This is a genomic window from Shewanella sp. FJAT-51649, assembly GCF_019457435.1.
GTDB lineage: Bacteria > Pseudomonadota > Gammaproteobacteria > Enterobacterales > Shewanellaceae > Shewanella > Shewanella mangrovisoli.
In genome coordinates, this window is record NZ_CP080411.1 from 3,548,103 (window position 1) to 3,570,085 (window position 21,983).

Here is a 21,983-nt window from a genome sequence, read left to right on the forward strand (position 1 = left end):
TTTTTATATCTGTTAACCTTTTAACACGGCATCGAAGCAGGACTTAAGAATGCCCAGCCCCGCAGCGAGCTGCTCGTCTGGAACTGTTAATGGCACCAATATACGCAGCACGTTACCGTAGGTACCACAGGACAGGAGGATCAAACCTCGGTTTCTTGCCTCAGCTAAAATTTGGGCACAGTACTGAGGCGCGGGTTTGCCCTCTTCCATCAATTCAATAGCGATCATCGCCCCTAGACCGCGCACATCGGCAATTTGTGGATGTTCAACCTGCATAGTATTTAGCGCCGACTTAATCCGCTCGCCAATTACATTGGCACGTTCAAGCAGCTTTTCCTCTTCAAACACTTCGAGTACGGCGAGCGCAGCCGCACAGGCCAGCGGATTACCACCGTAGGTGCCGCCAAGGCCACCGGGACCGATGGCATCCATGACTTCAGCTTTACCCGTAATACCTGAAAGGGGGAAACCACCGGCGATGGATTTAGCAAAAGTCGTGATATCAGCGCTCACGCCCATTTGCTCCATGGCGAAGAAGGTCCCGGTACGACCCGCACCCGTTTGCACTTCATCGGCAATCAACATAATACCTTCACGGTCGCAAAGCGCGCGTAAACGCTGCATAAAGGCTGGCGATGCGGCATAAAACCCACCCTCACCCTGCACAGGCTCGAGGATGATGGCCGCAATATCGCTCGGCTCGGCATCGTTTTTAAAGATACGTTCGATAGAGGCCATCGCATCATCATCGGACACGCCGTGCAGCGCACAGGGGAACTCGGCGCGGAACACATTGGCCGACATTAATCCCATGCCTTTACTGTAAGGCGCGACCTTTCCCGTTAACGCCAGTGCCGCCATTGTGCGACCATGGTAACCCGAGGTAAAGGCAATCACACCCGCCCGCTTAGTGTATGCACGAGCCACTTTAACCGCGTTTTCAACTGCTTCTGAGCCGCTAGTGAATAAGGCCGTCTTTTTGGCAAAATCCCCCGGCACTAACTGATTCAGTTTTTCACAGACTTGAATATAACTTTCGTAGCCAAGCACCATAAAACAGGTATGGGAGAAATCCTCAAGCTGCGCCGCAACGGCCGCCTTCACCTTAGGATGTAAATGCCCAGTGTTAAGCACCGCAATACCACCCGCAAAATCGATAAACTCTCGACCTTCCACATCCCACACGGTCGCGTTTTCGGCGCGAGCGGTAAAAACAGGATGAATTTGACCAACACCGCCTGCGACTGCGGCTTGGCGACGCGCCATCAATGAATCATTGGTTGTGCTCATTTAGTATTCCTTGCTCGCATGCCTAACTTGGCTATACACAAATGTCGATAACAATGCCTATGCCCAAAGGGCTACCACTGGCGGTCTATCCCAAACTGATGCTTAAACAGACATACAGATATATTTGATTTCTAAATATTCTTCGATGCCGAACTTAGAACCTTCTCGACCGAGCCCTGAGGATTTCATTCCGCCAAACGGCGCGACTTCGGTGGAAATCAAGCCAGTGTTGACCCCAACCATGCCGTATTCCAATGCCTCGGCCACTTTCCACACGAGTGAAATATCACGACCATAAAAATAAGCTGCTAAGCCAAACTCGGTATCATTGGCTTGCTTAATCACATCGTCCACATCGGTAAACTTAAACAGCGGCGCCAGTGGGCCAAAGGTTTCTTCACGGGCGACACGCATACTGCTATCAACATGCGTCAGTACCGTTGGCTCGAAGAAGTTGCCACCTAAGCTATGGGGCTTACCGCCCGCAACCACTGTCGCCCCTTTACAGAGCGCATCCTCAAGATGGCTCTGGACTTTTTCGACCGCCGCGCGATTGATAAGCGGTCCCGTAGTTACGCCCTCGCCAATGCCCTCGCCCACCTTTAATTTACCCACGGCAATGCTGAGCTTGCGGGCAAATTCGTCATACACGCCCGCCTGAACATAAATGCGGTTAGCGCAGACACAGGTTTGCCCCGCATTGCGATACTTAGCGATCATGGCGCCTTCGATCGCCGCATCGATATTTGCATCATCGAATACGATAAATGGCGCGTTTCCACCTAATTCTAAAGATAATTTCTTCAGCGTCGGCGCACATTGCTCCATTAACTTAATGCCCACTTGGGTCGAGCCGGTGAAAGACAACTTACGCACGACTGGGTTGCTACACATCTCATTACCAATGCCGATAGCATCGCCAGTGATCACGCTGAACACCCCAGCGGGGATCCCGGCGCGCTCGGCAAGCACGGCCAAGGCTAATGCGGTAAAAGGCGTTTGCGGTGCTGGTTTCACCACCATAGTACAACCAGCAGCCAGTGCTGGCGCGGCTTTGCGGGTGATCATCGCCGCAGGGAAATTCCAGGGGGTAATGGCCGCTGTCACACCCACGGGCTGCTTAATCACCATGATGCGTTTATCGCCCTGATGCCCAGGAATCGTATCGCCATAGACGCGTTTCGCCTCTTCGGCGAACCATTCGATAAAGGAGGCGGCGTAGGTGACTTCCCCCTTAGCTTCGGCAAGGGGCTTGCCCTGCTCAGTGGTCATCATTAGCGCTAAGTCATCACTGTTTTCATTGAGTAATTCAAACCAACGACGCAGCTTGGCACCACGCTCTTTTGCGGTAAGTGCTCGCCATGCGGGCAAGGCCGCTTCGGCTGCCGCAATTGCCGCTTGAGTTTCGGCTTGCCCCATCACTGGGACACTGGCGATCACCGCACCCGTCGCGGGATTGGCGATAGCGACAGTTTCTTTTGACTGCGCATCGCACCACTGACCATTGATATAACATTGCTGACGCAGCAGACTCGGGTCTTTTAACAACACAGGAAATTCCTCTCGCTGCGAGGTAATGTCTTACCTCGTATAAAAAATTAAATAAATTAGATACCTAATTTGTCTCTTAGACTGTAATACCATGCCCCCAGCGCACTAAAAGGCACACGTAAGGCGTGACCGCCGGGGAAGGGATAATGGGGCAGCGCCGCAAAAGCATCGAAACGCGTGGCTTGACCATTGAGCATTTCGGCAATTAACTTACCTGCCAAGTGGGTATACGTGACGCCATGGCCACTACAACCCTGTGAATAATAGATATTTTTACCAATACGGCCGACCTGTGGTAAACGCGATAAGGTCAATAAAAAGTTACCCGTCCACGCATAATCAACCTTAACCCCTTTTAACTGCGGGAAGGTTTTGAGCATATTCGGAATAATCAGAGATTCGATATCCGCGGGATCGCGGGCACCATACACGACACCACCGCCGTAGATCAGACGCTTGTCACCAGACAACCTGAAATAATCGAGCAAATAGTTACAGTCTTCGACGCAGTAGTCTTGGGGCAACAGACTTGCAGCCAACTCTTCGTCCAAGGGCTCTGTGGTGATCACTTGGGTGCCGCAGGGCATAGATTTAGCTTGTAATTCAGGCATGAGTTTACCTAGGTAAGCGTTACCCGCCACTACCACAAACTTGGCCTTTACGCTGCCCTTAGCGGTGTGCACCACAGGACTATCGCCTTCATCGACCCGCAATACCGCTGAGTCTTCAAAAATCTTTCCGCCGAGGGATTCTACCGCGCGGGCTTCACCCAAGGCTAAATTCAGCGGATGAATATGACCACCGCTCTTATCCAACATACCACCGACATAACGCTCAGTATTTACCACAGAGCGAATGCTGTTTGCATCGAGCAGCTCCAGCTTGCCCACGTGGCCATGGCTTTCCCATAACTGCTTTTGATGGCGTAAATGGCCCATTTGCTTTTCGTTCATCGCCGCAAATACGCCGCCATCCTTTAGATCGCAATCAATATTGTACTTAGCGATACGTTCACGGATGATGCGTCCGCCCTCGAAGGCCATTTGACCGAAAAGCTTGGCTTGTTCTTTGCCAACGGTTTTTTCAATGGTATCAATGTCACGGCTATAGCTGTTGACGATTTGTCCGCCATTACGCCCTGATGCTCCCCAGCCAATTCGCGCGGCTTCGAGCACTACCACACTAAAACCCGATTCGAGTAAATGCAGTGCGGCAGATAGGCCTGTATACCCCGCGCCAATCACACAAACATCGGCTTCAATCGATTCCTGTAAACGCGCGCGTTCAACCTTATCGTTGGCCGATGCCGCATAATATGATCCAGTGTGAGGTATGGCTGACATGATGTTCCCTTGATTTTTATGTTCATTATTTTAAACAACTATCACATCCTACACCTTCAAATCGGGAAACACTAGCCATAAAAGCACAATAATTTACACAATGTTTTATATTTCAAACAAAGTATCCTTGATGCCTTAAACGGATTTGAAAATTACTGTGGAGGCACAGATAAGAAGACTTGGAGGGCTGAGAGAAGGATGGCCTTGGCAATCAAGGCCATCCTTTTCGCGAGAGAATGATAACTCAATGTTTATTCACTCTGTGTTGTATCACCACTTATTAGTTCAGCGGCATACGCTCACGTTTTTCGGCGCGCCTTGCCATATACCAAGACAGGAAGGCGATTAACGACACACATAGAATGATAAGTGTTGCCAAGGCGTTGATCTTAGGCGATACCCCCAGACGCACCGAGGAGAACACCACCATAGGTAAGGTGGTCGCGCCAGGGCCTGAGGCAAAGCTTGCGATCACTAAGTCATCGAGTGACAGACTAAAGGATAACAACCAGCCCGCCACTAATGCCGGTGAAATCATGGGCACAGTGATCAGGAAGAAGGTCTTAAGCGGCGTTGCGCCTAAATCCATTGCCGCCTCTTCGATTGACATATCTAACTCACGCAATCTTGACGACACTACCACAGCCACATAGGCCGCGCAGAAGGTCGAATGGGCAATCCAAACTGTCACCATGCCGCGCTCTTTCGGCCAACCAAGGAGATCCGCCATATGCACAAATAGCAACAGCAATGACAGACCCGTGATCACCTCAGGCATCACCAAGGGCGCAGTGATCATGTTCGACAGGGTGAGCTTGGCCCATGAGCGCTTAAACCGCGTCATCACAAAGGCGGCCATAGTGCCGATAATCACCGCCATGGTTGAGCTGTAAAACGCAATCCGAAGGCTGGTCCACACCGCATCGAGAATTTGCTGATCGGCAAATAACTCGCCGTACCATTTAGGTGAAAACCCGCCCCACACTGTTACTAACTTAGATTCGTTAAAAGAATAAATCACTAGGATCAGCATAGGTGCGTACAAGAAGAACAAGCCGAACCACAGCATCACCGAAGAAAAACTCAGCTTTTTCATAGGTCTTTCTCCAAACTACGCGCCTGATAGCGATGGAATAAGGTAATAGGAATAATCAAGAGTGCCAGCATCACAATCGCCAGTGATGAGGCCACTGGCCAGTCACGGTTATTGAAGAATTCCTGCCACAGCACTTTACCTATCATCAGAGAATCTGGGCCGCCGAGCAGCTCAGGGATCACAAACTCCCCTACCGCCGGAATAAACACCAGCATAGAACCTGCAATCACTCCGCTCTTAGACAACGGGAAAGTGATTTTCCAGAAGGTATTTAAACGGCTGGACCCTAAGTCTGATGCGGCTTCAATCAGGCTCATATCTAACTTCACTAAGGTCGCATACAGCGGCAAAATCATAAAGGGCAAATAGGCGTAGATAATCCCGATATAGACGGCGATATTGGTGTTGAGGATTTGCAATGGCTCAGAAATGATTCCTAACCACATCAATGTGTTATTGATAATCCCCGTGTTACTTAAGATCCCCATCCAAGCATAAACGCGGATTAAGAACGAGGTCCAAGAAGGTAGCATCACCAATAGCAGCAGCACGGTTTGCAACCTTGCTGGCGCACGGGCAATGGCATAGGCCATGGGATAACCAATGATCAAACAGCCGATGGTCGAAATGAGCGCCATTTTTAATGAGCTGAGATACGCGGTGTAATACAGCGAATCATCTAGCAACATCAAGTAGTTACCTAAATGCAGGAAGATGTTTAATACATCATCCGCATATTGAAAGGTCGCCTCGTAGGGCGGAATCGAAATCGCCGCCGTCGAAAAACTGATCTTAAGGACAATGGCAAAGGGCAAGGCGAAGAACAACAACAGCCAAGCGTAAGGGAAGCTAATCGTCCAGAAACGTCCCTTAAGCCATTTAAGTTTTGACTTCATCTTCATGATCTTAACACCACGCCACTGGTGTCCTCCCAGCTGATGAACACTTCATCATCCCATGTCGCATGGTCGGCACGGCGTTCACGGTTAGTCATACTGCATTGCACTATTTGACCGTTTTCGAGGCGAATGTAGTACACAGAGATGCCACCTAAGTAGGCAATATCATGCACTATGCCCTTGGCCCAGTTGTACTCGCCCTCAGGTTGCTCACGGCTAATAATGGTTTTTTCGGGACGTACCGCTAACCACACATGCTTTTCTTCGGCACTGGTCGTTACCCCGTACCCCACATAGAAAGGCTGTGCTAAATCATTGGGTTTAATGATGAGGTGGTCGACTTCGTCCACTTCAATTTCGCCGCCAAAGAGATTCACTGAACCGATAAATTCGGCAATCATGCGGCTGTTGGGGCTCTCGTAAATGTCCATGGGTGAGCCGGTTTGGGCAATCCAACCGTCGCTCATAATCGAAATTCGGCCCGCCATGGTCATGGCTTCTTCCTGATCATGGGTCACCATCACACAAGTCACGCCAACACGCTCAAGAATTTCAACCACTTCTAACTGCATCTGAGTGCGCAGCTTTTTATCCAGCGCGCCCATCGGCTCGTCGAGCAGCAATAACTTAGGACGTTTCGCGAGGGAGCGGGCTAACGCCACCCGCTGACGCTGACCACCGGAGAGCTGATGCGGCTTACGCTTGCCATATTGTTCCATATGCACCAGCTTGAGCATTTCTTGCACCCTTTGCTCAATTTCCGCTTTGGGTAACTTATCTTGCTTTAAACCGAAGGCGATATTTTGCGCGACCGTCATATGGGGGAAGAGCGCATAGGATTGGAACATCATGTTGATGGGACGTTCGTAGGGGGGCAAATCGGTAATATCTTCACCGTCGAGAAAAATCCGCCCAGAGGTTGGTCTTTCGAACCCCGCGAGCATACGCAATAAGGTCGACTTACCCGAGCCAGAGCCCCCAAGTAAAGCAAAAATCTCACCTTTATTAATCGTCAATGATACGTCGTCAACCGCGCGTACATCGTCGAACAATTTACTGACCCGCTCAATCTTAAGCAGGACTTTTTCTTGCGTCTTTGTAGTGGGTTTGTTGGTGACGCCCGAGGTGCTTGCCATAGTACTTCTCCACCCGAGTATTGCTGCGACAAGGCGTTCAATACTTGAGATTTACACAATGAATTAATGAATAGAGATAAAATCTGTAGGCCGAATGCTCAAGGAGCAAGCCAATGTCTGTGCGATTAAAAGGGGCAAGCAGTGCTTGCCCCATCTCGATTATTGGCCAGACTTCACTTTGGTCCAGACGCGGGTTAATACGCGTTGGATTTTCAATGGACGGATTTCGCCAATATACAATTTCTCCAACACTTCTTTTGGTGGATAAATCGCAGGGTCATTGCGAATCGCTTCATCAACTAAAGGCTGTGCTGGGTCGTTAGGGTTAGCATAAGCCACATAGTTAGAGATAGGCGCAATCACTTCAGGGCGAAGTAAGTAGTTGATAAGTTTGTGAGCATTTTCAACGTTAGCCGCATCCGCAGGGATAGCTAACATATCGAACCACAGGTTCGCGCCTTCTTTTGGAATCGAGTAACCAATCTTGTTACCGTTACCCGCTTCATCGGCACGGGCCGCAGCTTGGAATACGTCACCAGAGAAGCCGAATGCCACACAGATATCCCCGTTCGCGAGATCAGAGATATAGCGTGATGAGTGGAAATAAGTCACGTAAGGGCGAATTTTTTCGAGTAATTCACCTGCTTTTTCATAGTCTTCGGCTTTCGTGCTGTTAGGGTCAAGACCTAAGTAGATCATCGCCTGTGGCACCATATCATCGGCCGAATCCAGCATAGCAAAGCCACACTTAGAGATTTTTTCAGCATATTTTGGGTTAAAGATCAGCTCCATTGAATCAAATGGCGCATCTTCACCTACCGCGGCTTTCACTTTATCGATGTTGTAACCGATACCATTGGTACCCCAGAGGTAAGGCACGGCATATTGGTTACCAGGATCAGCCTTCTCTAACTGTTTCATCAGATCGGCGTTGAGGTTTTTAAAGTTGCTGAGTTTAGAGCGGTCTAGCGGCTTGAATGCGCCAGCCTTAATTTGTTTAGCGAGGAAATGGTTAGATGGAACCACGATGTCGTAACCACTGCGGCCAGACAGTAACTTGGCTTCCAGCACTTCGTTACTATCAAACACATCGTAAATCACCCGAATGCCCGTTTCTTTCTTGAAGTTTTCTAAGGTATCTTCCGCGATATAATCAGACCAGTTATATACGCGCACTACTTCTTCAGCTTGGGCAGCAACGCTTGCGAGGGCGCCCGCGGTTACTAAAGCCAAAGTCGTCATCTTATTAAATAGCTTCATGCTTTCTCCTTTCTCGGGTAGCAGAATTGCCTTTAACAATTCTGAAATTGTGTCACCGACCATCTGCTCGGTTATTGTTGTTATTCTCGACCAATGCTACACCTTAAAAACCGCATCGGCAGTCTCTACAGCACCATAATGCCTTCATCTCTAGGTGGCTGCAATTGATGGGAGTATCAGATTTCATGCCAAATTTGTCGATTTATACACTTGCATTAACAAGCAGTAAAACAGACTAGATATTTGTACGCCCTACATCTTGCAACATTAAGACAAATGCCTCAAGCCCCTAGAAAAACCGCTGAAACCATCTCAGAAAAAACTCTTTTTAAGCTTAACTAACAGTGAGTTACAAAACGCTTATTTCAATCAAATTTATGCACACGCTACCAAGGTACAAAATCATCATCACTTTGAGTTCATTGAATGGGATTTCACACCGCAACTCAGTAACCGTAAAGCATACGTAAGCATTTCAATTTAAAAGCGCTCTGCACCAAAGTTAAGCAAACTCACCAAATTAGTGCAGAGCATTTTTGCTGATTGTTCAAATATTCCCGCTATCTTGACCCTAAATCCGTTAAGGCCATGACAGTTTTGAACAAAAACAGTGCAAATTACACACTGAGTAACAGGAACTCCCGCTCCCACGAACTCACGACGCGGCGGAAGTTTTCAAGCTCGGCCTGTTTAACCGCCACAAAGCCGGTGGTAAAGGCTTCACCTAAATATTCCTTACAGGCATCGCTCTCTTCCATCGCCGCTAAGGCTTCTTCTAAGGTTAACGGCAGGCAATGTGGATTGTTGCTACGGCTTTCGTTCGATTTACCCTGCACTGGTGTCGAAGGTTTTAACCCTTCCACCATACCGATGTAACCGCAGAGTAAGCTCGCAGCGATGGCTAAATAGCAGTTCGCATCCGCCCCGGGAATACGGTTTTCAATGCGGCGGTTTTGCGGTGAAGACTCAGGAATACGCAGACCGCAGGTTCTGTTCTCAACACCCCATTCCAAGTTTACTGGCGCAGAGGTGCCCGGTAAGAAACGGCGGAATGAGTTGGCATTGGGCGCCATCAAGGGCAAGAGTTCAGGAATAAATTTTTGTAACCCAGCGATATAGCTTAGGAATAACGGGCTTTGAGTTCCGTCTTCATTAGTGAAGATGTTTTTGCCCGTTTCCTTATTAATCACGCTTTGGTGAATGTGCATCGCACTGCCTGGCTCATCGGTCACAGGTTTAGCCATAAAGGTGGCGCACACATTGTGCTTTAATGCCGCCTCACGCAGGGTACGCTTAAATACAAACACCTGATCCGCAAGAGATAATGGATTACCGTGGCTGAAGTTAATCTCCATTTGCGCTGGGCCGTCTTCGTGGATCAGCGTATCGATATCTAAACCTTGCAGCTCGCACCAGTCATACATATCTTCGAAAAGCGGATCGTATTCGTTAGCCGCATCAATCGAGAAAGACTGACGCCCTGCTTCTGGTCTGCCCGAGCGACCAATAGGTGGCTTAAGGGGTAAATCGTGGTCATCGCTACGGCTGGTCAGATAAAACTCCATCTCAGGTGCAATGACTGGCTCCCAGCCTTTTTGCTCGTATAGCGAAAGCACTTTTTTCAACACGTTACGCGGCGATAATTCGATGGGATTGCCCATTCTGTCGTAGCAATCGTGGATCACTTGCGCCGTCGCTTCAATGGTCCAAGGCAACATAAACACCGCATTTTCATCGGGAACACAGACAAAATCGATATCCGCATCGTCGAGTAAGCTGTAATAAATATCATCGTCGACAAAGTCACCGGTCACGGTTTGCAGCAACACGCTTTCGGGTAAGCGCATGCCTTTTTCGTCGAGGAACTTATCCACTGGGGCAATTTTTCCGCGGGCGATACCTGTCATATCGCTGATAACACATTCGACTTCTGTGATTTTTCGTTCTTTTAAAAAAGCGATTAGCTTATTCATTTTATTTCACTCGAGTTGTAGCCCTACGACGGCACGCATCACCAAAAGCATTGAATATAGAGAGGAAAAATGGGTTTTCACTCACCTTCCATTCAGGATGCCATTGCACACCGAGGGCAAATTCATTTGCGTCTATAACGGAGAACGCCTCCACTAGACCATCTGGAGCATAAGCTTCTGGCCGCAACCCAATCCCAAGACGCTCCACGCCCTGAGTATGTACAGAGTTTACCTCTGCCGAGTTACGGCCCCAGGCCTCGTAAATGACCCCCCCAGGCTCCACAGTAATACTGTGGGATGGCCCATATTGCACCTCTAACGAGGCCTCTTTATCTTCTCTGTGTTCAATAAAACCGCCCACTTCGTGCAACTTCTGATGCAAACTGCCACCAAAAGCGACGTTCATCTCTTGAAAGCCACGACAAATCCCAAGCACAGGCACACCCGCCGCAATGGCCGCACGGATGAGCGGTAAGGTGGTGGCATCGCGTTTGGGATCGTGGTGAGTACCGACTTCACTCGGATCACCCGCATAGAGATGGGGTTCAACATTCGAAGGCGAACCGGTAAAGAGAATGCCATCGAGACTTGCCAGAATCGCCTCTATAGGTTGTTCAGCACCTAATGAGGGGATCACTAAGGGCCAGCCCTTAGCACCATTCACTACACCTAAGAGGTATTTTTCACCAACAATATTAAAGGGATGTGATCCCAATTGTTGATTACACGCAATAACACCAATAAGGGGCAACTCGACAGACATAACTCACCTTCACCTTGAATGACTGCATAATGAACATGTTAAGTTTTAATGTTCATTTTTTCACACAGTACACCGAATTTTAACCTCAGGCAAGAGGTTAAACACTTGTTAATGATCGTTTAGTTGCAAGACAGCATTTTGGGATGTAATACAGGAAATTAGGGGGTATTGTGTTGCCTAAGGGTAACAGAATCGGCTTATAGCGATTGTTTTGGATGAAAATCAGGCAAAGATAGATAGCGCTGATTTAGGCTCATTTGAAAAATATTATTTACACTTTGAATAATATTTTGTAATCCAAAGCCAGTTTGAGATGAGGTTGATAAGAGGAAATGTCAAGATTGCGCCATCCTAGACAATCTAGGACAGCGCTATACAACTGGCTATGCGATTAGAAATTAGCAGGCGTTGTTGCACTCACCAATCGACAGGGCTCATCGAAAGGGTTACGAAATCTATGGGGTAACTCACTGTTAAAGTAGTAACTATCACCCGCTTCTAAGATATATACCTCGTCGCCAACGGTCAGTTCGAATTTGCCTTCGATCACCATGGCCGCCTCTTCACCTTCGTGTTTCAGCATTTCCTCGCCCGTGTCCGAACCCGGTGGATAGGTTTCACTCATCACCGACATGGCACGATTGGGAAAGTCACGGCCAATCAACTTAAATTCTAAAGGCCCAGTACCTATATCGAGGAGTTCATCGGAGCGATAAACTACTTTTTGCTCACTCTCAATCGAGGCTTCAATCGAGAAAAAATCCACTAAAGACATAGGGATACCCGACAATACCTTTTTCAAAGAACTGACGGATGGGCTAACACTGTTTTTTTCGATCATTGAAATCGTACTGTTAGTCACACCAGCACGCTTAGCCAGCTCACGCTGGGATAAGCCTTTCATTTTTCGAACAGTTCTGAGACTGGCTCCAATATCCAAATTTCGCATCTCCCCAAAGGATCGGTTGCCCCGATAGATGAAGAACAGGTTGTTCAGGATAAACATCATCCCAAACACATTTTAGCCCTAAAAGCGTGAGTTTAATCGCTTCCGTTGTATTCTATCTAAAAAGTGTGTTAAATAAAATGCACACTTTTTAGCAGTATCACAAAAGTGTGATGAGTATACTGGGACAAGCCCAATTTACAATAAAAACAATTTTTTGGAGCTCAAATGACCACCAAACCTCCGGTTCATAGTGAACAATATCCCCAGTCTTATTATGTTGATACTGCAAAAGAAATTTACGCCCATCCCCAACTTGAGGGCCAGGTAAGCACCGACGTTTGCATTATCGGCGGTGGTTTCAGCGGTATTAACACGGCTATCGAACTGCGGCAAAAGGGCCTAAACGTGGTGCTACTCGAGGCCAAGCGCATTGGCTGGGGCGCCTCAGGGCGTAATGGCGGTGAGCTGATCCGCGGTATTGGCCATGATCCTGCGCAATTTATCAATGAGATAGGCCAAGAAGGCGTGAGCGCCATTGAACAGATGGGCTTTGAGGCGGTAGAGATTGTACGAAATCGCATACAGACACATCACATCGATTGCGACTTACAAATGGGCTATTGCGATTTGGCGGTTAAACCTCGGCATAAGCTCGAACTAGAACAAGAGTTCGACCACCTTAAACGCCTTGGATATCAGCATGAAATCAAACTATTAACTCAGTCTCAGCTCGGAGACGTTATCGGCTCAGACTTTTACCAAGGCGCCCTAGTCGACATGGGCAGCGGCCATTTACATCCGCTGAATTTGGCTCTGGGCGAGGCTCGTGTTGCCCGTGACTTGGGCGCTCAATTATTTGAATACAGCGCCGCAGAAAAGATTATTCCTGGGGATAAACCGCGAGTATTAACGGCAAAAGGCGAAGTAACCTGCCAATATGTGGTGCTCGCGGGCAATGCTTATATTGGCCATAAACTGAATAGCTACATAGGCGGTAAAGTCCTGCCCGCGGGAAGTTACTTGCTTGCAACTGAGCCACTGACAGAAGCGCAATGCCAAAGCATTATCCCGCAAAATATGGCCTTTGCAGACATGCGAATCGCCTTAGATTACTTCCACTTATCGGCGGATAGACGCTTACTCTTCGGCGGACTTTGTACGTATTCAGGCAAAGACCCCAAGGATATTGAAGCAGCGCTCAGACCGAACCTAGAGAAGGTATTCCCACAGTTAAAAGGCGTACGCATCGATTACGAATGGGGCGGCATGATAGGCATTGGCGCCAACCGTATGCCCCAAATCGGTCGCCTCCCCGATGCGAGTAATATTTTTTACGCCCAAGCCTACGCAGGCCACGGCGTCAATGCCACCCATATGGCCGCCAAACTGCTCGCCGAAGCCATATGTCAGCAGGCGGGATATTTTGATGTGTTCGCCAAAATCAAGCATATGACCTTCCCCGGCGGCCCCACATTCCGCTCGCCCATGCTGGCTGCGGGCATGATGTACCACAGGTTTAAGGACTTATTCTGAGGTTTGCCCTATCGTTGGATATGCGAGCAAGCTATCCAATGACACTAAATGGTGCGGGCTAATTTAATCCGCCTACGGCGCCTTGCCCACAGAATAAAGGGCAGCGAGCCAAGATAATGCACGACTAATGCCACCAGCACGCCAAAGCCTATCCCACTGGTGGTTAACGGGATGCCAGGCTTAAAGTTAACTATGGTTTGCTGTAAATATTCAAAACGAGCGGGATTGAACATATAGGCGGTTTTCTCGAAGAGATTCCCCTGCGCAAAGGTCTGCATTCCCTGCTGCAGCGCTTGATACAAGTCTAGCGTCTGGCGCTTTTGCTCGGCATCTGCTCTGACACTAGGTTCCTCGTTTTGCAAATGGCGGGCAATCATGGTTTCAACATCGCCATAGTGATATTGCTTCGCCGTGGCCTCGTAGCCCTCAACTTGCCATTGAGTCGAGGTATAGAGCCCTGCCAAAAATTGCTGATAATGATCGGCTAATTGGGGAAGTTGCAGCGCCATCACTAAGATAAAGCCGAAGATCAGTTTATCAAACAATCGAGTTATCATGGCAAACTCCTTGATAAGTCAAAGGATATATCACTGCCAATGGAGTGCTGCTAATTATCCTGCTCAGCACTCCTGCTATCAGCGCTTATTGTGCTATGGGTAAATCGCTGCGACTGCCCCAGTCGGCCCAAGAGCCATCGTAGAGCACTGCATCGGCATGGCCAGAAGCGATCGACGCTAAGATTAAGATACAGGCGGTAATGCCCGAGCCACAGCTGAAAATCCTTAACTGTTTATCGCCAGCAAGCCCTTGAAACAGGGTGTGTAATTCGGCCGAGCTTTTGATTTTGAAGCCATCGAGCACCTCTGTAAAAGGTAAATTAACCGAATGGGGAATATGCCCACTACGCACACCTGGGCGCGGCTCACTCACTTGGCCTAAAAAGCGGGCTGTGCCGCGGGCATCGATAATCGCGCTGCCGCTATCATCAAGCTTGGCCAACACAGCCTCGGCATCCATCACCTTGGCTGACTGATATTCCAGTACAGCAGTGAGTTCTTCACTATCGCTTGCCCCATAATCTATCCCTTCTTCCTGATAGCGGGATGAGGTGACTCTGTCTTCAGCAATCCATTGGGGTAAACCACCGTCGAGCACATACACACGGTGAAATCCCATCACCTTGAATATCCACCAAGCGCGCGGAGAAGAATAAATCCCTTGATTATCATAGATAACCACCACGCTTTGCGGGTCTATTCCGAGCTTGGCAATGCCTTCAACAAACTGTTCAAACCTTGGTAAGGCGTGGATTTGAGAAGACGTTTTATCGCAAAAATCCGTTTCGACATCAAAGCGCCTCGAGCGCGGAATGCACACAGGTTCGGAATAGAGAATAGGCTCTTTGCCCAACACTACGGCCATGCTGGCATCGAGTAACACGAGATCTGGCGAGGTGAGATGCTCTTCGAGCCATTGAGTACTCACGAGAGGATATTCCATTGGCTGTCCTTATTCTGATTTCCAACTGGGATAATGACTTATCAGCCTGCGTTTTGCTGCACATGCAAAACCCAAGCCCTATTCAAACCATTCGAACCGATACTGTTTTGGTAAAGCACACATGCCAAGCTCATTGAGAGTCGATTACTGACTCGCGGCTTGAATCACTTCAATTTTGACATCCAGTAAACCCGCCGAGGTATTACCTATGCTGCTAAATGCGGATTTGGATAAATCTATAATTCGGCCCCGCACGAAAGGCCCCCTGTCGTTGACCTTAACCACAACCGTTTTACCGTTCTTAAGATTGGTAACTTTAACCACTGAACCAAAAGGAATTTCCTTATGTGCGGCCGTTTTTAATTTATGGTTATAACGCTCACCGCTGGCGGTTTTCTTATTTTGATGTTTATCGCCGTAGAAAGAGGCTTGGCCAGACTCAGTAAACCCTTGCCAGTTTCCCGAATGGGTAGAAGAACACCCCGACAAGACCAAGCTGGCTAGCAGCATTAAGGTCAAAGATAAGTATTTGAGACTCACAGAACATCCCTTAGCAAATGAGTTCACCATCCGAGCAATGTACAGCAAAAATCCCCAAGAGGCACCCTTGCGCCACTTTATCCATTTAATTAGAGGGTTAACCAGAAAATAAAGAAAGCCCCTTTCACATCGGCGTAAAGAGGCTTGAGAGGGAGTAAAAGCAGCTTAGAGAGCTATCCAAGTCGCCTTAATTTCAGTGTATTTATCGAAGGAGTGCATGGATTTATCGCGGCCATTGCCCGATTGTTTATAACCACCGAAAGGCGCTGTCATATCGCCACCATCATAATGATTAATCCACACCATTCCCGAACGCAGCGCCTTCGCGGTTTTGTGCGCCTTACTGATATCCGCCGTCCACACCCCAGCCGCTAAGCCGTAAATGGTATCATTGGCGATTGCAATCGCCTCTTCCATGCCATTGAATTCAATGACAGATAACACAGGGCCAAAGATTTCCTCGCTGGCGATTTTCATCTTGTTGTGCACTTGGCTAAAGATAGTGGGCTGCACATACACACCGCCCGTTTCGGCCAGCACTTGCTGTCCACCATGGACTAAACTCGCGCCTTCGTCTTGGCCCGCCTTGATATAGCTTAAGATGGTATCTAATTGCTGCTTATCGACCACTGCGCCGCTAACAGTAGCGGGATCCAGCGGATGCCCAGGCTGCCATGAGGCAAGTTCTTCGGCGATAAGCTCAATCAGTTGATCTTTAACCCCAGACTCCACCAGTAAACGCGAGCCCGCAGTACAGACTTCACCTTGGTTAAAGGCAATGGCCTCGGCCGCCGCCACCGCTGCCGCTTTAAGATCGGGCGCATCGTTAAATACAATGTTCGGGCTCTTACCGCCAGCCTCGAGCCACACCCGTTTCATATTCGATTCGCCCGCATAAATCATTAATTGCTTAGCGATTTTTGTTGAGCCCGTAAAGACTAAGGTATCCACATCCATATGCAGCGCCAGCGCCTTGCCGACCGTATGCCCATAACCCGGCAGTACGTTTAGCACGCCCTTAGGGATCCCTGCCTGCACCGCAAGCTCGGCGATACGAATGGCCGTTAAGGGGGATTTCTCCGAAGGTTTAAGAATAACGCTGTTACCCGTCGCCAGTGCTGGCCCCAGCTTCCAACAGGCCATCAATAACGGGAAGTTCCAAGGCACAATCGCCGCCACCACGCCTACGGGTTCGCGGGTGATCATGCCGATTTCATTATGTGCTGTAGGCGCCAGCTCATCGTAGAGTTTATCAACGGCTTCACCCGACCAACGGATAGCACGGGCGGCGCCGGCAATATCTACCGCCTTTGAAAAACGGATTGGCTTACCCATGTCCAAGGTTTCTAGCAGGGCAAGTTCATTGGCATTTTCTTCCAATAACTCGGCAAAACGGATCATCACTTGCTTACGTTTAACCGGGGCAGTCTTTGACCATACGCCAGATTCAAACACCTCACGGGCATTAGCGACGGCAATATTGGCGTCCATCAGATCGCAACTGGCGACCTTGGCTAATACGCGTCCGTCGATTGGGCTGACACAATCAAAAGTGCTGCCCGCTGCCGCATCGCGGTATTCGCCGTTGATATAAGCCTTGCCATTGATTGCTAGGCTAGCAGCGAGGCTTTCCCAATCACTCCGTTTTTTAGGTGTACTCATGATGACCTCTTAATCGTTTGTATTTGTTTATTTTAGCTTTATTGGGATGAGGGCTATCTCGACGGCCAAATGCCAAAGATGACCTAAGTCATTAACTGCTGCTTAGATTACGCTGTTCAATCATTAATATTCAATATTTTTTACAAAAATAGCATTTTTGCCACAAATAACTGCACACACCTCTTCCATGTTCATTATTTCTAACATAGCATAGCAAATATTAGCCACCCTTAACGAAGACCTGACCTCATTTAGCAAGGAAAAGGACAAGGTAAACACTATGGCCGATTCATCCTACAACACAACACATGAGCATCCTTCCCTCGAGCATTATTGGATGCCCTTTACCGCCAACCGCCAGTTTAAAGCCAGCCCTCGCCTGCTCGCCCAAGCAGAAGGCATGTACTACACGGATATCAATGGCAATAAGGTATTAGACTCAACGGCTGGCTTGTGGTGTTGTAACGCCGGCCATGGGCGCCGTGAGATCAGCGAAGCCGTTAGCAAGCAAATTCGCGAGATGGATTACGCACCGTCCTTCCAAATGGGTCATCCCCTCGCCTTCGAACTCGCCGAGCGGTTAACTGAACTCAGCCCTGAAGGACTCAATAAGGTCTTCTTTACCAACTCGGGATCAGAGTCCGTCGATACCGCGCTTAAGATGGCACTCTGTTACCACAGAGCCAATGGCCAAGCGTCGCGCACCCGTTTTATTGGCCGTGAACTGGGCTACCATGGCGTAGGATTTGGCGGCATTTCAGTGGGAGGCTTGAGCAATAACCGTAAAGCCTTCAGTGGCCAACTGCTGCAAGGCGTGGATCACCTGCCCCACACCTTAGATATTCAAAATTCAGCCTTTAGCCGTGGCTTACCTAGCCTTGGTGCGGAAAAAGCCGAAGTATTAGAACAACTCGTCACACTCCACGGCGCCGAGAATATTGCCGCCGTCATAGTTGAACCTATGTCGGGTTCGGCGGGGGTGATTTTACCGCCCTTAGGTTACTTAAAACGCCTACGTGAAATCACCCAAAAATACGGCATCCTGTTGATTTTTGATGAGGTGATCACCGCCTTTGGCCGCGTTGGTGCTGCCTTTGCTAGCCAGCGCTGGGGCGTTATCCCCGACATAATCACTACGGCCAAGGCCATCAATAATGGCGCGATCCCTATGGGCGCCGTGTTTGTGCAGGATTTTATTCACGATACCTGTATGCAAGGCCCCACCGAACTCATCGAGTTTTTCCACGGCTATACCTATTCAGGGCATCCAGTTGCAGCTGCGGCGGCGCTCGCCACGCTGTCCATCTATGAAAACGAACAGCTATTTGAACGCAGCTTCGAACTTGAGCGTTATTTCGAGGATGCCGTTCATAGTCTCAAAGGTTTGCCGAATGTGATTGATATCCGCAACACCGGATTGGTCGCAGGTTTCCAACTCGCGCCGAATAGCCAAGGTGTCGGTAAACGCGGTTACAGCGTGTTCGAGCATTGCTTCCATCAAGGCACGCTCGTGCGGGCGACGGGCGATATTATCGCCATATCCCCACCGTTAATCGTAGAGAAACATCAAATAGACCAAATAGTTAATAGCCTAAGCGATGCAATTCGCGCCGTAGGATGATGCACAATTTTTTTATCTAACGCCCAAATTGGGGACAATTGAAAGGTTACCTATGCTGACAATGACTCATTATGTGAATGGCGAGCACACCGCCGCCAGTACAAGAAGCCAAGAGATTTTCGAACCCGCGACGGGAGAATGCCGAGGCCAAGTCTCCCTCGCGAGTCGCGACGAAGTCTCTGCCGCCATTGCTATCGCCAAATCGGCCTTCGACACTTGGTCACAGGTAACGCCCCTCAATCGTGCTCGTGTGTTATTTAAGTTTAAGGCGCTAGTCGAGCAACATATGGATGAGCTGGCGCAGCTGATTACCTTAGAGCACGGCAAAGTGCTTGATGATGCGCGGGGAGAACTCATCCGTGGTCTCGAAGTCGTCGAATTTGCCTGTGGTATCCCACACTTGCTCAAAGGGGAACATACCCAGCAGGTTGGCGGTGGCGTCGACGCTTGGTCAGTCAATCAAGCTTTAGGTGTTGTCGCAGGCATAGCGCCCTTTAACTTCCCCGTGATGGTTCCCATGTGGATGTTCCCAATCGCGATTGCCTGCGGTAACACCTTTATTATGAAGCCTTCGGAGAAAGACCCAAGCGCAGTGATGCGCATTGCGGAATTACTCACGCAGGCCGGGCTTCCCGCTGGGGTATTTAACGTGGTCAACGGTGATAAAGAGGCCGTCGATACCCTGCTCAGCCATGAAGATGTTCAAGCCGTCAGCTTTGTCGGTTCAACGCCAATCGCCGAGTATATCTACAGCACCGCATCTAAACACGGTAAACGGGTGCAGGCCCTCGGCGGCGCAAAAAACCATATGCTACTGATGCCGGATGCAGATTTAGATCAAGCCGTTAGTGCCCTCATGGGCGCCGCCTATGGCAGCGCAGGCGAGCGTTGTATGGCCATTTCAGTGGTATTGGCCGTGGGCGATGTGGGCGATAAGCTGGTCGATAAATTATTACCGCAAATTCAACAGTTAAAAGTGGGCAATGGCCTCACCCCTGAGATGGAAATGGGACCGTTGATCTCCCGCCAACACCTCGCCAAAGTCACGGAATTTGTCGACGCCGGCGTTAAAGAAGGTGCGACCTTAGTGGTGGACGGTCGCCAGTTAACCGTTGCCGACCATCAGCAGGGGTACTTCTTAGGCGCCTGTTTATTCGATAACGTCACCCCTGAGATGCGTATTTACCGCGAAGAAATCTTCGGTCCAGTGCTGTCGATTGTGCGGGTTAAGGACTATGCCAGCGCACTGGCGCTTATCAACCAGCATGAATTTGGTAATGGCACCGCCATCTTTACCCAAAGCGGTGAGGCCGCCAGACATTTTTGCCACCATGTGCAGGTGGGTATGGTGGGCGTTAACGTGCCCATCCCTGTGCCTATGGCCTTCCACTCCTTCGGTGGCTGGAAACGTTCGCTCTTTGGTCCCCTGCATATGCATGGCCCTGACGGGGTACGTTTTTATACCAAACGTAAAGCCATCACGGCACGCTGGCCCGTAGGCAAACAGACTCAAGCTGAGTTTGTTATGCCCACCATGAAATAACTTCGACTGGAGCCAATATAACAATGAGCATCACGTCGATCATTCGCTTTGCTAGCGCACAGTCGCCGATGGAAAGTTACCAAGTTGCCCCAGAAAAGCGCATCTATGGTAATCCCACCCAGCAATTACAGAATCATTACTCTAGTCCCTGTAATCAATTCCACAGTGGAATTTGGCAAAGCGAATCAGGTGCTTGGAAAATCAACTACACTGAATACGAGTATTGCGAGATCCTCGAAGGGACCAGCGTCATCACAGATCTTGAGGGGCAGTCACAAACCTTCACTGTCGGCGACCGATTTATTATTCCTGCGGGGTTCCAAGGGCTGTGGCAAGTTGTAGAGCCCTGCCGCAAGGTTTATGTCATCTTCGAACAAAAGTGAGTTTCATAGGGGGTGCTTTTTGCCTCGATTAACCAAGCTAAAGCAATTTAGCTTAACTCGCCATGAGGTCACAGCTACGGGGTTTCCTGGGTTGTTGTTTGGCAAAGCAACGAATGTACTAGCCTGTTTTAAAAGCTAAAAGAACTTAGTACATCCGTGTCAATCAAGAAAATGGGAGAAATACCGTGAATAACAACCTAAATAAAAAACGGCTGGCACAAGTTGTTGGGCTTGCGCTGACGACCAGCTTATTCTCCGGCATTGCCGCCGCAGAAGTGTCGGGGGAAATTAGCGTAACCAATGATTATCGCTTCCGAGGCATCTCGCAAACCGCGGGCGATCCTGCGGTTCAAGGCGGTGTCGATTGGAGTTTTGAGTCCGGATTTTCGGTCGGCGCCTGGGCCAGTAATGTCGACTTTGATGAGCCAGGTTACAACGGTCCAGATATCGAGTATGACTTCTATGTTGCCTACGGCGGTGACATCAATGACAACGTCAGTTACGACGTGACCCTCAACCGCTATAACTATTCGGGCGAGAGTGATCTCGGCTATTTCGAAGTCACAGCTGGCGTCGAGTTTAGCGGCTTTCGCGTAGCCTATTGGTACACCAATGATTACGGTGGCAGCGATTTAGATTACCACTACGGCGAAATCAATTACTCCTATGAGTTTGTTGAAAACTGGAACCTCGACCTGCATTACGGCTACAACGTAGGTGATGCCTTAGACGATGGTGAAGGCTTTGATAGCTATTCGGATTATTCCGTTGGCGTATCCACGGAATTTATGGGATTTGGCCTGTCGCTCGCATGGCTTGGCACTGATTTGAGCGGCGATCAGAAAGTCTCTGACGGCGTGTGGAAAAACGACGATACCGTATTAGCAACAGTCAGCTACGCCTTCTAATTCATATCTAGCAAATAGCAAAAAGCCCTCTGT

Annotated in this window: 19 protein-coding genes; 5 read left to right on the plus strand and 14 right to left on the minus strand. The window is 49.2% G+C overall.

Features of this window, described 5'->3' with window-relative positions; genetic code table 11:
* Positions 1–12: 12 nt before the first annotated feature.
* The 10 genes from gabT to K0H59_RS15655 form a co-directional block, all read right to left on the minus strand.
* The gene (gene gabT / locus K0H59_RS15610; RefSeq protein ID WP_220053639.1) at positions 13–1,290 is read right to left on the minus strand and encodes a 4-aminobutyrate--2-oxoglutarate transaminase; all 1,278 of its coding nucleotides are present in this window, start codon (positions 1,288–1,290) and stop codon (positions 13–15) included.
* 102 nt (positions 1,291–1,392) lie between these two features.
* A complete protein-coding gene (gene gabD, locus K0H59_RS15615; RefSeq protein ID WP_220053640.1) occupies positions 1,393–2,841 on the minus strand; it encodes an NADP-dependent succinate-semialdehyde dehydrogenase in 1,449 nt (482 codons plus the stop codon).
* A 56-nt stretch (positions 2,842–2,897) separates the two neighbouring features.
* A complete protein-coding gene (locus K0H59_RS15620) occupies positions 2,898–4,184 on the minus strand; it encodes an FAD-binding oxidoreductase (RefSeq protein ID WP_011717931.1) in 1,287 nt (428 codons plus the stop codon).
* A 280-nt stretch (positions 4,185–4,464) separates the two neighbouring features.
* Complete coding sequence (locus tag K0H59_RS15625; protein WP_011623664.1) at positions 4,465–5,280, minus strand: ABC transporter permease subunit; 816 nt, start codon at positions 5,278–5,280, stop codon at positions 4,465–4,467.
* Positions 5,277–6,182, minus strand: coding sequence for an ABC transporter permease subunit (locus K0H59_RS15630; RefSeq protein WP_220053641.1), 906 nt, complete (start codon positions 6,180–6,182; stop codon positions 5,277–5,279). Before K0H59_RS15630 ends, K0H59_RS15625 begins: the two co-directional genes overlap by 4 nt.
* The gene (potA, locus tag K0H59_RS15635; protein ID WP_011623666.1) at positions 6,179–7,315 is read right to left on the minus strand and encodes a polyamine ABC transporter ATP-binding protein; all 1,137 of its coding nucleotides are present in this window, start codon (positions 7,313–7,315) and stop codon (positions 6,179–6,181) included. Before potA ends, K0H59_RS15630 begins: the two co-directional genes overlap by 4 nt.
* 159 nt (positions 7,316–7,474) lie before the next feature.
* Positions 7,475–8,575, minus strand: coding sequence for a polyamine ABC transporter substrate-binding protein (locus K0H59_RS15640; RefSeq protein WP_088210452.1), 1,101 nt, complete (start codon positions 8,573–8,575; stop codon positions 7,475–7,477).
* A 617-nt stretch (positions 8,576–9,192) separates the two neighbouring features.
* Positions 9,193–10,548: a glutamine synthetase family protein gene (locus K0H59_RS15645; protein ID WP_011623668.1), complete on the minus strand. Its 1,356-nt coding sequence runs from the start codon at positions 10,546–10,548 to the stop codon at positions 9,193–9,195.
* 1 nt (position 10,549) lies between these two features.
* Complete coding sequence (locus tag K0H59_RS15650; protein WP_220053642.1) at positions 10,550–11,311, minus strand: gamma-glutamyl-gamma-aminobutyrate hydrolase family protein; 762 nt, start codon at positions 11,309–11,311, stop codon at positions 10,550–10,552.
* A 391-nt stretch (positions 11,312–11,702) separates the two neighbouring features.
* Positions 11,703–12,251 carry a cupin domain-containing protein gene (locus K0H59_RS15655; protein WP_039977919.1) on the minus strand — a complete coding sequence of 183 codons (549 nt, stop codon included), beginning with the start codon at positions 12,249–12,251 and terminating at the stop codon, positions 11,703–11,705.
* 234 nt (positions 12,252–12,485) lie between these two features.
* Between K0H59_RS15655 and K0H59_RS15660 the strand changes: the two genes are divergently transcribed.
* Positions 12,486–13,793, plus strand: coding sequence for an FAD-binding oxidoreductase (locus K0H59_RS15660; RefSeq protein ID WP_220053643.1), 1,308 nt, complete (start codon positions 12,486–12,488; stop codon positions 13,791–13,793).
* A gap of 44 nt (positions 13,794–13,837) precedes the next feature.
* On the opposite strand, the gene K0H59_RS15665 is transcribed toward K0H59_RS15660, so the two are convergent.
* From K0H59_RS15665 to K0H59_RS15680, 4 genes are all read right to left on the minus strand, one after another.
* On the minus strand, positions 13,838–14,350 hold the full coding sequence (locus K0H59_RS15665; RefSeq protein WP_220053644.1) for a DUF2937 family protein: 513 nt from the start codon (positions 14,348–14,350) through the stop codon (positions 13,838–13,840).
* Between the two features lie 85 nt (positions 14,351–14,435).
* A complete protein-coding gene (locus K0H59_RS15670) occupies positions 14,436–15,293 on the minus strand; it encodes a sulfurtransferase (protein ID WP_220053645.1) in 858 nt (285 codons plus the stop codon).
* A gap of 144 nt (positions 15,294–15,437) precedes the next feature.
* The gene (locus K0H59_RS15675) at positions 15,438–15,803 is read right to left on the minus strand and encodes a septal ring lytic transglycosylase RlpA family protein (RefSeq protein WP_258405927.1); all 366 of its coding nucleotides are present in this window, start codon (positions 15,801–15,803) and stop codon (positions 15,438–15,440) included.
* A 195-nt stretch (positions 15,804–15,998) separates the two neighbouring features.
* The gene (locus tag K0H59_RS15680) at positions 15,999–17,495 is read right to left on the minus strand and encodes an aldehyde dehydrogenase (protein ID WP_220053647.1); all 1,497 of its coding nucleotides are present in this window, start codon (positions 17,493–17,495) and stop codon (positions 15,999–16,001) included.
* Positions 17,496–17,775: 280 nt separating this feature from the next.
* On the opposite strand from K0H59_RS15680, the gene K0H59_RS15685 reads away from it, so the two are divergent.
* The 4 genes from K0H59_RS15685 to K0H59_RS15700 all read left to right on the plus strand — a co-directional run bounded on the left by K0H59_RS15685 (position 17,776) and on the right by K0H59_RS15700 (position 21,950).
* Entirely contained in the window at positions 17,776–19,116 is a 1,341-nt protein-coding gene (locus K0H59_RS15685) for an aspartate aminotransferase family protein (protein WP_220053648.1), read from the plus strand.
* A 52-nt stretch (positions 19,117–19,168) separates the two neighbouring features.
* Positions 19,169–20,659: a CoA-acylating methylmalonate-semialdehyde dehydrogenase gene (locus K0H59_RS15690; RefSeq protein WP_220053649.1), complete on the plus strand. Its 1,491-nt coding sequence runs from the start codon at positions 19,169–19,171 to the stop codon at positions 20,657–20,659.
* Between the two features lie 17 nt (positions 20,660–20,676).
* Positions 20,677–21,042 carry a cupin domain-containing protein gene (locus K0H59_RS15695; protein WP_220055617.1) on the plus strand — a complete coding sequence of 122 codons (366 nt, stop codon included), beginning with the start codon at positions 20,677–20,679 and terminating at the stop codon, positions 21,040–21,042.
* Between the two features lie 185 nt (positions 21,043–21,227).
* On the plus strand, positions 21,228–21,950 hold the full coding sequence (locus K0H59_RS15700; protein WP_088210443.1) for a TorF family putative porin: 723 nt from the start codon (positions 21,228–21,230) through the stop codon (positions 21,948–21,950).
* Positions 21,951–21,983: the final 33 nt, after the last annotated feature.